An 11,336-nucleotide genomic window follows, 5' to 3' on the forward strand; every position below is an offset into this window, starting at 1 on the left:
GGTCCTTCGCCCATCGGCGGTACGGGTTCCGATGCCGGATGAGCCGACGCGCCACGAACCGGCCGGGCGCCGCCCTGAAATTAAGGCACATCAATGTTTTCTGGATTCTCCGTTCGGTAAACGGGATGGCGATGATACATTTGCTCACGATGGCTTTCATTAGGGCGTGAATGAATCCGACGGAGGGACGCGTCACATGAAATTGCTGACCGCGCGCGAACACGACTGCCTGTATTGGGCTGCGCAAGGCAAGACCAGCTGGGAAATCGGATGCATCCTGGGCATCAGCGAACGAACCGCCAATTTCCACATTGCCAACCTCTGCGACAAGCTGGACGTGCGTACCCGCCAGGCCGCCATCACCGCGGCGATGCGGCAGGATCTCCTGTCCCCGCCCCGCCAGGCCAGCGCAACGACAGCCAGAAATCACTCACCGGCGCACGCGCATGGGCGTCGGGCCCGGCAATCACCACCGCCTCCAGCCACTCGGTCGCCGTCACCCTGACCTGCGCTTCGACCCGCACCGGGCCTTGCGGTCCCTGTCCCGAGAAAGAAAATCGCTGTTCCGGATCGGCGTCCGGACCGGGCGGCTCGGCTCCGGCGTTGCGGTACAGGGCATCGACCGCCCAGCGGGCCAGGCGCCGGCGGACCGCCGCGTCGTCGGCCCAGCCGGGCGGCAGTTCCGCCACCCCCAGCGCGAACAGCACGCCGCCGGCCCGCGCCGAACGCATCGTCAGGTCAAGCGTCCGGCCCTCGAACGGCACCGGCCGCGTCTGCGTCCGCGGCGTATCCGGCAAGACCCCGGCTGCGCCCCCCTGTCCGAAGGCCACCGGCCGCCAGTCGAAGGTCGGCGAACAGGCGGCCACCAGGACCGCGCACACCCCCACCGCTAGAGCCCTGAACATGCGTGTCTCCCGCCCGTGCCTCGAACCCGTCCGGCGCGCCCGCGGCGCCGGACGCCCGTCGGCCGCATTGTACGTCGCCCGATCCGGCCCGACGACCCGGCGGCGATCCGGGACGGGCCATCATGCAGCTAAAATCCCTCTTATTCAGACCAACCCGGTACCCATTCATCATGAGCCTGGCCTCGGAACGACGCTCCCACCTGGCGGCGCAACCAGAACTGCTGCGCGCCATCCGGCGCGGGATCGAAAAAGAAGGGCTGCGGGTGGACGCATCGGGAAATCTGGCCATGACCCCGCACCCGTCCCCGCTGGGATCGGCGCTGGCCAACCCCCGCATCACCACCGACTATTCCGAATCCCTGCTGGAGCTCATCACCCGCCCCCTGCCCGATGCCGAGGCGCTGATCGGCGAACTGACCGACATCCACAGCTTCGTCGCCCTGCGCAACCCCGGCGAACCGATCTGGAACCAGTCCATGCCGGCGCACCTGCCGCCGGAAGCCGACATCCCCGTCGCCTGGTACGGCACGTCCAACACCGGCATGCTCAAGCACGTCTACCGCCTGGGCCTGGCCTGGCGCTACGGCAAGGTCATGCAATGCATCGCCGGCGTGCACTACAACTTTTCGCTGCCCGAAGCCGCCTGGGACCTGTTGGCCGACGGCGACACGCCGCAGGATCGCCGCAACACCGGCTACATGGCCCTGATCCGCAATTTCACGCGCCATGCCTGGCTGCTGATGTACCTGTTCGGAGCCTCGCCCGCCGTGTCCCGCAGTTTCCTGCAGCGCGCCGGCTTCGAGACCCGGCTCACGCGACTCAGCCCGGACACCTACTGCATGCCCTGGGCCACCAGCCTGCGCATGAGCGACCTGGGCTACAAGAGCCCGATCCAGTCCGACCTGCAGCTCTGCTACAACGACCTGGACACCTTCACCGCCCGCATCCACCGCGCCGTCACCACCCCATGGCCCGCCTACGAGGCCATCGGCACTCACCGCGACGGACGGCGCATCCAGCTGAACACCAACATTCTGCAGATCGAGAACGAATACTATTCCAGCATCCGGCCCAAGCAGACCACCGGCCGCTGCGAACGGCCCAACACCGTGCTGCGCCAGCGCGGCATCCAGTACATCGAGGCCCGCTGCATGGACATCGACCCCTGGACGCCCGCCGGCATCGCGGCCGAAACCAGCCGGTTCCTGGACGCCTTCCTGCTGTACTGCGCGGTCGAGGAAAGCCCGCTGTTCCCGCCGCCCGGCTTCTGCCAGGAAAGCCAGGACAATTTCGCCCTGGTCGCCCGCGAAGGCCGCCGCCCCGGCCTGCTGTTGCAGCGCGACGGCTGTGCCGCCAGTCTGCGCGACTGGGCCGAAGAGACCCTGGACCGGATCGAACCCTATGCCCGGCTGCTGGACGCGCATTCAGGCGACGGCGGCCACGTCATCGCCCTGGATCCGCAGCGCGCCAAGGCCCGAGACCCGGATGCCACGCCCTCGGCCCGGCTGCTGGCCGCCCTGCGCGACGAAGGCCGGGAGTTCCATGACTGGACCCTGGTGCAGAGCCAGGCTCACTGGGACTTCCTGCGCGCGCGAGGACTGCCGGACGGCACTCTGGCCGCCTACGACGCGGCGGCCCGTGAATCCATCACCGAGCAGGCCGCCATCGAGGCCGCCGACACGATGCCCTTCGAGGACTACGTGGCGCGCTTCCACGCGGCGCTGGGGCCGGCGCCGACGCGTTGAGGCGAGTGATACAAATGTCAGACTGGAAGGACTGCGCGACGCGGCGGACCGGCTGGCGGACTGATGCCGGCCCGAAATGAAGAATGCCCAGCCGTGGCTGAGCATTGAACAGGTGGCGCGTCCGACCGAATAAAGACACGAGCACGTCGCCGGCACCCCGGGGCCGTCCTGGGCCAACGAAACGACAGCCCCGGGTTTTCGCATGGTCAAGTCTCAGATTGTAATTCCGCCATCAACGTTGATGGTCTGGCCCGTGATGAACGTGGCATCATCGGACGCCAGGTACATGCAAATTCCGGCGATCTCGTCGACGGTTCCGAACCGTCCGCTGGGCTGCCTGTCGATAAAGAAGCGATAAGCCTTGTCCGGATCGCCCATGGTTTCCGCCAAGGCTTCGATGCGCTGACGCAATGACGGCGAATCCACGGTGCCCGGACAAACGGCGTTGCATCTGATGTTGCTCGCGAGGTAGTCGGCCGCGACCGCCTTGGTTAGCGTGAAAGACAGGCATTTCTGACCGAGCGCCCCCCCAGCCATCGAAGGCTGTAAGGGCTAGGGCGGTGCGGCTCAGGCGCTGGCAGGTTGGATAAATCCGAACTTGGTCAGAGCCTTGATCCAGCGTGGAGCGTTGCGTTGAACGGATAGGGCCTCATAGTCGGTGGCGCTGTCCCGGTAGTGTTCGCCACGCTGGAGTATGAAGAAGATCGTTCGCAGTATTTTGTGGCCGATGGCGATGATGGCCCGTTTATAGCCACGGCGCACCATCAAGGCCTGGAATTTCGATTTGAAGACGGATTGAGTACGGCTAGCGGCGTGAGCGAACTCGCACAACAGGCGCCGGACATACAGATTGCCCTTGCGAACACGACCGGATTTACGCTTGCCGGCTGATTCGTTGTTGCCGGGGCAGATGCCGACCCAGGAGGCAAGACGATCGGCACTACCAAAGACATCCATGTCGGAGCCGATTTCGACCAACAGCATGGCAGCCCCGATCTGATCGACGCCGGGAATGGTTTGCAGCAGGGCCAAGGCGTTGTGTTCGGATTTCAGTTCGGCGAGCAGCCGGGTATCGAAGCGAACGATACGGGCCTCGATTTCCTCGACATGCTGCATCAGTTCATCCAGGACGAAGTGATGGCTGGCCGTCAGGTCGCCTTGCAGGGCGTCGAAGATTTCCTCGCGGCTGGCCTTCAGGCGGCGACTGGCAAGCTTGAGCACCTCCTGCGGCGCTTGTCCGGCGATGATCGCCTTGACCATGGCGCGTGCCGACTGGCCGTGCAGATCACTGACCACCACCCCCAGGCGCACGCCGCTATCGGTGAGCACCTTGTGCAGACGGTTCTTCTCGCTGGCCAGTTGCCCGACAAGTTTCTGTCGTTGGCGGGCGATCAGGCGCAGTTCCCGCAGCTTGGCCGGCGGTACAAACGAGCCGCGCAGTAATCCCGCTCGCGCCAGCGTCGCTAACCAGTGGGCATCACCCACATCGGTCTTGCGGCCCGGCACGTTCTTCACATGTCGCGCATTGACCACCTTGGCGCAGATGCCACGCGCTTCCAGTGCCGCATACGGGCTCTTCCAGTAAATGCCGGTGCTCTCCATCACGACTTCGTCGGGGCGTAGTGACGCCACCCAGTCGGCCAGTTCCCGACGGTCTCGCTTGAACGCGCCGAATTGACGTTGCTCGATGCGTGCGCAGCCGTCTGCTTCCTCGATCAGCGCACAGGCCGTGATCTGCGCCTGATGAATGTCCAGACCGATCACCCGTTTGTATAACGCTCCCAGTTCCATACCACCTCCTGTCGATTAGACTTAAGGGTGGAAGGTGGCGGGTGCCGGGACTGAACGTGCCTGAAGGCGACATGTCGCCAACGGCCTGTTTAGCGTGCGCTCTCTAGGGAAGCAATCCGGGGTGCGAGTCAGTCCGGCCGGTCACGTTAGCCGCGGGGTCGAGCCGCCAAAAACTTTTACGACCTTCACCCAACACCTTCCACCCCAAAGTCTCTTTCATCTTCAGGGGTGGTGCCTACCACCATGATCGTTAGCCCGATTACCCCGCCCTTGGCCGCGCCATAGGCCGCCCGCTTTGGCAGGCCTTTGATCGACGATGCAACCGACGCAATCGTCGTGATGCTGCCGCCATGCGTCTTCATCCTGGGAACCGAGGCCCTGAGCACATAGTATGCACTGTCCAGAGTGATCGCCGTCGAGCGGCGCCAATCTTCAATGCCGCACTCCTCGATCGTTCCTTGATGGACATAGCCGACCGCATGCACCAAAGCGTCAATACGGTCGAAGCCCTCGAAATACCGTTCGATCGCCGCCGAATCGGTGGCATCCAGGCTGCTGGTCCGTGCACCGTTCAGGTCGGAAACGAGATCGCCCCTCAAATCGCTGGCATATACCGTTGCGCCTTCGGCAAGGAAGCGTTCCGCAACTGCGCGGCCGATTCCTTGCCCTGCCGCCGTCACGACCGCGATCTTGCCTGAAAGACGCCGCGAAGGATTTTCATATGTAATCATGATGTCTATCCCAAGTTGTTTTGGCGGCTACACCGCACTTTTAACGGTCTGACGTTGTTCACCCAGACCTTCGATCCCGAGTTCGACAACGTCGCCGACGGTCAAGTAGCGAGGCGGCTTCATGCCGGCGCCAACGCCGGGCGGCGTTCCCGTGCAAATGAGATCGCCGGGTTCGAGCTGGCAAAATTCACTCATGTAAGAGACGATCGTGCGCACATCAAAGATCATGTTGCGGGTCGAGCCGGACTGCATCCGTGTCCCGTTGACGTCCAGCCACATGGTCAGCTGTTGTGGATCTCGCACGTCATCAGCCGTGACCAGCAGAGGTCCCGCCGGGCAAAAATTGGGATAGCTCTTGCCCTTGACCCATTGTCCGCCCCGCTCCATCTGCCAGGCGCGCTCGGAGACGTCATTGACGATCGTGTAGCCGAAAACGTGATCCAGGGCGTCCTCCGGCGTAACGCCCAGTGTTCGTTTGCCGATGACGACGCCAAGTTCCACCTCCCAATCGAGCTTGGTCATCGTCTTCGAGTACAGGATCGGGTCGTTCGGTCCGCAATAGGTCGCAGAGGACTTGTTGAAAAGAATAGGTTCCTGCGGCACAGGCAGACCGGCCTCCGCCGCATGATCGGAGTAGTTGAGGCCAATGCACCAGATGTTGCGCGGCTGGTTCACGGGCGCGCCGATGCGCTTTGATCCGAGGGCGACCTCAGGAAGCGCGGAACAATCACTTCCTGCCAACCGTTCGGCTACAAACCCGATCGTTGCCGGCGTGATGTCGCCGATTAATGAGGATACATCCCGCGCCTTGCCACTTGCGTCGATGACGCAGGGCGTTTCGCGGCCGATTTCGCCTACCCGTAGTAATTTCATGCTCTTGTCCCTCCGTTCTTTCTGCCCCACCAGGTCCCGTTCAGCGGCACGCCGGCAGCAAAGGCTTTGGCGCCAAGTTGTTCCTGGATGCGAATGCATTCATTCCATTTGGCCATCCGCTCCGACCGCGTGAACGAGCCGACCTTCAACTGGCCGGCACCGAGCCCGATGGCGAGATGGCTGATGGACACGTCCTCGGTTTCCCCTGAGCGCGCGGACACGACTGACCGCCAGCCAGCCTGCTCGGCGGCAAGAAACGTCTCCACCGCTTCCGTGACGTTGCCCACCTGATTGGCCTTGACCAACACGGCATTGCAGGCGCCGTTGCCGGCGGCCTCCCGGACAAGAGCCGCATTCGTCACCAGAAAGTCGTCACCGATGATCTGGACGCGGTCGCCGAAACGCGCGGTAAACGCGGCCATCCCTTCGGCATCGTCTTCCGCCAGCGGATCTTCGATCGATACGATCGGATATGTGTCGAGCCATCGGCCGAGCTGATCGATCAGACCGGCCGAGTCCAGTTCGCGATTTTCCAGGGCAAGCTTGTATCGGCCGTCGCGCCCGAACTCGGAGGCCGCGACATCAAGCGAGATGACAACCCGGTCGCCCGGTTTTTCCCCCGCGAGCGCGATGGCCTCGCACAGCGTTTCGAGCGCCTCTTCGTTGCTGTCGAATACCGGCCACCAGCCGCCCTCGTCCGCCACGCCCGCCAGGCAGCCTTTCCGCGCCATGATATCGCCTGCCGCGAAGTACACCTCGTTGGTGATCTCCATCACCTCATCGAAGCTGGACGCACCGGGAACCATGATCATGAAATCCTGTACGTCCACGCGCCTGCCGGCATGGGCCCCGCCGCCGAAGATCTGGATTTCCGGGAGCGGGATCGAGGGCTGGCGGCCATACATGCCGGCTATGTGCCGCCACAGCGGCGTCTGGGCGGCGACCGCGGCGGCATGCAGCACGGCGAGGGACACGGCAACCGTGGCGTTGCCGCCGAGCGTGTCCTTCAGGGGCGACGGATCGAGTCTGCGCAGCGCCGCATCAATATCGGCCTGATCGGCGGCGTCCCTTCCAGCCAACGCACCGGCGATGGCCCCGTTGACATTGGCAACGGCTTTCGCAACGCCCTTGCCGCGCAGGTGCTTGCCGTCATCGCGCAGATCGATTGCCTCCCGTGCTCCCCGCGAGGCGCCCGCCGGCGCGATGGCGCGCCCTTGCACTCCGTTGGCGAGCGTAACTTCCGCCTCGACCGTGGGGTGGCCGCGCGAATCCCATACGCGCCGGCCCTTGATGTGAGCAATTTGCGTCCCGTTCATTTGTATAGTTCCTCGGCCCAGGCCCGGTGAACATCGACTAGTACAGCATCCTGTAAATAGGTTTAATAATTATCGGGCTGCAAATACGGCTGCAAGAGTGTGGCGACCACCTGTGCCATCTCGTCGAGCGAGCCTGTGCCTGGCAACGGTTCCCAACGCCCACTATGGCTTCGAAAAGCCGCGCCATAATGATTACGGTCCAACTCGGTCAGCCGCGCCACCACGGTCAACTGTTCATCGTCCACACGTTTGATCAGCAGATGATGCCCGTAGGTTTGCGTAGCGATCTGCTCATGGCCGAGCAGATGGCGCAGTTGTCGTTGCAAGTGGGTGGCGTGTTCTTTGGCGGATAAGGCTGGCATGTCGCTCCTCGTTATGATTCGCCGGTTTGTAGCGGATAGCCCCGGAAACTCCATTTGAACGGGCGTGCCGCCTGATTATGCGTGCGGACAAATTGTGCCGTGCGCTCGCGCAGGTGCGCAGTGCTGGTGTGACTGGCATGGCGCAGCACTCGGCGTGTATACCGGGCAAACCAGAGTTCGATCTGATTGACCCAGCTCGCGTGCAATGGCGTGAAGTGAAAGTGAAACCGTCCGGCATGCCGCGCATTGAACGCCTGCCAGACGGCCTGGGCGCGATGCGTGTTCAAATTATCCCAGACGACATGCACCTGCTGGTCAGGGTACGCAGCGGCCAGGCGTTCCATGAAGGCCAGCAAATCGGCCTGGGTGCGCCGATCGCCACAGTCCGCCGTCACCTGCCCGGTATGCACATCCAGCGCGGCGATCAACGACTGGGTGCCATGGCGGACATACTCAAACTCGCGCCGACGCAGCCGCCCCGGCGCGGGATCGCGGCCCCGGTGCTTGCGCTCAATCGCCTGGATGCCGGTCTTCTCGTCGATGCTAAGCACCACCGCATCTCGAGGCGCTCTGCGGTACAACTTGCAAATCTCGTTGACCCTCTCGCGAAAGGCCGGATCCGGACTATGCAGCCATTGCTGGACCCGGTGCGGACGCACATCGCCGGCCTGCAAGATGCGCTGCACGTGGCTGCGGCTGTGAATCACCCCGGGAATCGCGGAGGCTGTTTGGTTAAAGTAAAACCGCCTCAGCAGCGGGTGTTGCAAGCACTTGATAGTACCGTTGTTCGGCCTCGGCGGGGGGGATGTCGCCAATCGATTCCAGCAGCCGCTGATGATTGAACCAGGCCACCCATTCCAAGGTGGCTAATTCCACGGCAGCCTTGGTCTTCCAGGGGCCACGCTGATGAATCAGTTCTGCCTTGTACAGGCCGTTGATGGTCTCGGCCAGGGCGTTGTCATAGGCGTCGCCCGTGGCCCCCACCGAAGGGCTGATACCCGCCTCGCCCAGCCGTTCGGAATAACGGATCGACACGTACTGCGAACCGCGATCCGAATGATGGACAAGGCCTGCGGCCGGATCGGGGTGCCGGTCGTAGAGCGCCTGCTCCAGGGCATCGAGCACGAAGTCTGTGGTCATCCGCGAGCTCGTGCGCCAGCCCACGATGCGCTTGGCATACGCATCGATGACGAAGGCCACGTACATCCATCCCTGCCAAGTGGATACGTAGGTGAAGTCAGCCACCCACAGGCGATTGGGTCGATCAGCATGGAAGGCCCGACGCACCAGATCGCGCGGGCAGGGTTTGGAGGCATCGGGAACCGTCGTGCGTATCCGCTTGCCCCGGCGCACTCCCTCGATCCCCAGGCGGCCCATGAGTCGCTCGACCGTACAGCGGGCAATGGGCATGTTCTCCCGATGCATCTGGCGCCAGATCTTGCGCGCGCCGTAGACTTGGAAGTTCTGATCCCAGACGCGGTAGATGTCGACCATGCGCTGCTCGTCCCGTTTGGCCCGGTGGCTGCGTAGATCTGGATTGCGACACCGGGCGGCATGGCGCCTGTAGGCTGACGGGGCGACCTGCAATACCTTGCAGATCGGCTCGACCCCGTACAAGTCTCGGTGCTGATCGATGTAGGCGTTTATTTCTTCAGGACGCGGTCGAGCTCCGCCTGGGCGAAAAAAGCGCTGGCCGTCTTTAGAATCTCGTTGGCTCGGCGCAGCTCCTTGACCTCGCGCTCCAGCGCCTTGATGCGTTCCTGCTCGGCCTGCGGGATACCGGCACGTACACCCGTCTCCACCTCCTGGGCCCGAACCCATTTGAGCAGCGAATGCGGCGAGCAGCCAATCTTGGGTGCAATCGATGTGACGGCAGCCCACTGCGACGCGTACTCGTCGCGGTGTTCCAGGAGCAGGCGCACGGCCCGTTCACGGATCTCAGGTGAAAATTTGGTTTGATTGTTGACCATGGCTCCATTCTCTCAAAGCTTGGAGCCTCCTCAAAACCCGGGGTGATTCAGCTGATCTGCTCAACGACACCGCGTTCCAACGCGCGCGCCACGATCTCGTCGAGCGTGGGAGTGACCCGCCCCTCAGGCTCCTGCGCTTCGCACGCCAGTGCGATCAGTTGCAGCCGCTCTTCGTGCGTGATGCGCGCCGGGCGACCGCTGCGTTCGCCTTCACGAATACCCTGGGCGCCTTGCTGAGCAATGCGCTTGCGCCACAGGCAGACTGTTTGCACCGATACTCCCAGTTTGCGCGCAATGACCGTGCTGCTATGGCCCTCATGCGCCTCCAAGGCGATTCGTGCACGCATGACATCGCGCTGCGTAGCGGTCTTGCGCGCGATCAGCGACAGCAGTTCCTGTCTGTCCTTCTTTGCCAGCTTCACTGGCGTTGCAGGGCGGCCTCGGTTCATCACGACATGATAGCCGAGGCGATTAATTATTCAAAGTATTTAAGGGATGTTGTACTAGGGAAAGTGGGGGTAACTGGATGAACTTTCGTCCGAATTGACGCACGAAGTTCTTGTCCGCCTCCGCGGTGATGTATTCGACGGGCGATTTGCCATCTATACGGGCCAGCAGAAGCGCCGGCAGCAACCTCGATGCCCGAGCCTCCAGTTCGGCCCGCGGCTCCCAACTCACGCCATCGAGGTACGCTTCCGCAAGCGCCTGGAAACAGGCCAGAAACCCGGCCGCGTCCTGTCGGCGCCAGACGCACTTCAGCAAAAGATGATTGAGGCAAAAAGCAATGTCGAAGGCCGGATCGCCGTACCAGGCACACTCGGCGTCGAGAATGATGGGGCCCTCGCTGCCGACCAGAATGTTCTTGGGGCTGACATCGCCATGAACCAGCACCAGCTTCGTGTTCAAAACATCCCGTGAAAGGGCAAGCAGCGGCCCCGAAAGATCGGCATGAACCCGCGCCGTGGCTTCGAGATAGGGTTCGAGCCGGATCGACTGGAACACCTCGTCATTGGCAAATCGCCGGCCAAGCTCCTGCGACCGCGCGGTCGCAGAATGGATTGCGGCGATGCTGCTGCCCAGTCTGCGCGCGAAGCCGGCGTCGGCGCGTCCATGCCTAAGCGCCTCTTTCCAGACCGGATTCTCGAAAGGATCGAAATAGGTCATGGCGAACGCGCCAATCAACGGATCATGCGCAAGGATGCGGGGCACCATGGCCGGAGAGGTCTTGGAAACCTCGAGCAACCATTCAACCTCGCTGGCATTGCGTGCGACCGGAGCTTTCCACTCCTGGGCTACACGCAGGCTCGACAGCGCCTTCTTGACGACGAAGGCCGCCCCTTGTCCCTGGACCTTCCAGATATCCGATGCGACACCCCCGACAAGCGGCTCGATCGTCCACGGCTGGTCATATTGCAGCAGCCCGGACCGTTGGAGAAACTCGATAATAGCCGGGTCAACAACCGCCCCCCCCGGGGGGCCCGCTAGATTGGTCATCCGTTTGCTCGATTTACTATAGATCAGGCCCATAAATAGATTGAAATTCTGTCGATCTGATGCGATGCTTTGCGGATGGAAAAAGATGATGCAAGAAAGCTCAGTCCGGCCGAGCAGCATGAGAGGCGTCGGCAGGTGATTCGTGCGTA

The 11,336-nt window shown here is 62.8% G+C and carries 11 protein-coding genes, 2 pseudogenes and 1 other annotated feature; of the genes and pseudogenes, 2 read left to right on the plus strand and 11 right to left on the minus strand.

What is annotated here, in order from left to right; all coding sequences use genetic code 11:
• Positions 1-196: 196 nt before the first annotated feature.
• Positions 197-307, plus strand: a pseudogene (locus ACTPOE_RS11150) (helix-turn-helix domain-containing protein); the annotation flags it as partial.
• Between the two features lie 52 nt (positions 308-359).
• Here the strand turns inward: ACTPOE_RS11150 and ACTPOE_RS11155 are convergent.
• On the minus strand, positions 360-905 hold the full coding sequence (locus ACTPOE_RS11155) for a hypothetical protein (protein WP_458872843.1): 546 nt from the start codon (positions 903-905) through the stop codon (positions 360-362).
• Between the two features lie 167 nt (positions 906-1,072).
• Here ACTPOE_RS11155 and gshA point away from each other — a divergent pair, with 167 nt between their 5' ends.
• Positions 1,073-2,650, plus strand: a complete 1,578-nt coding sequence (gene gshA, locus ACTPOE_RS11160; protein ID WP_458872813.1) for a glutamate--cysteine ligase — start codon at positions 1,073-1,075, stop codon at positions 2,648-2,650.
• 213 nt (positions 2,651-2,863) lie between these two features.
• Here gshA and ACTPOE_RS11165 read toward each other — a convergent pair whose 3' ends face one another.
• The 10 genes and pseudogenes from ACTPOE_RS11165 to ACTPOE_RS11210 form a co-directional block, all read right to left on the minus strand.
• Positions 2,864-3,187: an SDR family oxidoreductase gene (locus tag ACTPOE_RS11165; protein ID WP_458872257.1), complete on the minus strand. Its 324-nt coding sequence runs from the start codon at positions 3,185-3,187 to the stop codon at positions 2,864-2,866.
• A gap of 30 nt (positions 3,188-3,217) precedes the next feature.
• Entirely contained in the window at positions 3,218-4,441 is a 1,224-nt protein-coding gene (locus ACTPOE_RS11170) for an IS110 family RNA-guided transposase (protein ID WP_458870713.1), read from the minus strand.
• Positions 4,442-4,626: 185 nt separating this feature from the next.
• Positions 4,627-5,172, minus strand: a complete 546-nt coding sequence (locus ACTPOE_RS11175; RefSeq protein WP_458872258.1) for an SDR family NAD(P)-dependent oxidoreductase — start codon at positions 5,170-5,172, stop codon at positions 4,627-4,629.
• Positions 5,173-5,199: 27 nt separating this feature from the next.
• The gene (locus ACTPOE_RS11180; protein ID WP_458872259.1) at positions 5,200-6,045 is read right to left on the minus strand and encodes a fumarylacetoacetate hydrolase family protein; all 846 of its coding nucleotides are present in this window, start codon (positions 6,043-6,045) and stop codon (positions 5,200-5,202) included.
• Positions 6,042-7,361, minus strand: coding sequence for a phosphopyruvate hydratase (eno, locus tag ACTPOE_RS11185; RefSeq protein ID WP_458872260.1), 1,320 nt, complete (start codon positions 7,359-7,361; stop codon positions 6,042-6,044). The genes ACTPOE_RS11180 and eno overlap by 4 nt, the downstream gene beginning before the upstream one ends.
• A gap of 62 nt (positions 7,362-7,423) precedes the next feature.
• The gene (locus ACTPOE_RS11190; protein WP_458870379.1) at positions 7,424-7,723 is read right to left on the minus strand and encodes a hypothetical protein; all 300 of its coding nucleotides are present in this window, start codon (positions 7,721-7,723) and stop codon (positions 7,424-7,426) included.
• A gap of 11 nt (positions 7,724-7,734) precedes the next feature.
• Positions 7,735-8,421 (minus strand): annotated as a pseudogene (locus ACTPOE_RS11195) (IS630 family transposase); the annotation flags it as partial.
• A gap of 34 nt (positions 8,422-8,455) precedes the next feature.
• Positions 8,456-9,693, minus strand: a protein-coding gene (locus ACTPOE_RS11200) for an IS3 family transposase (protein ID WP_458870381.1) whose coding sequence is annotated in 2 segments (ribosomal slippage) — positions 8,456-9,411 and positions 9,411-9,693 — 1,239 coding nt in all. Because the reading frame shifts where the segments join, the coding sequence is not laid out codon by codon here.
• Positions 9,296-9,412, minus strand: a sequence feature (AL1L pseudoknot). It overlaps the preceding gene by 117 nt.
• Before the next feature lie 47 nt (positions 9,694-9,740).
• Positions 9,741-10,115 (minus strand): helix-turn-helix domain-containing protein, encoded by a 375-nt coding sequence (locus ACTPOE_RS11205; protein WP_458872261.1) that lies wholly within the window; start codon positions 10,113-10,115, stop codon positions 9,741-9,743.
• Between the two features lie 49 nt (positions 10,116-10,164).
• Positions 10,165-11,307 carry a phosphotransferase family protein gene (locus ACTPOE_RS11210; protein ID WP_458872262.1) on the minus strand — a complete coding sequence of 381 codons (1,143 nt, stop codon included), beginning with the start codon at positions 11,305-11,307 and terminating at the stop codon, positions 10,165-10,167.
• Positions 11,308-11,336: the final 29 nt, after the last annotated feature.

It is taken from the genome of Castellaniella sp. WN (genome assembly GCF_054457555.1).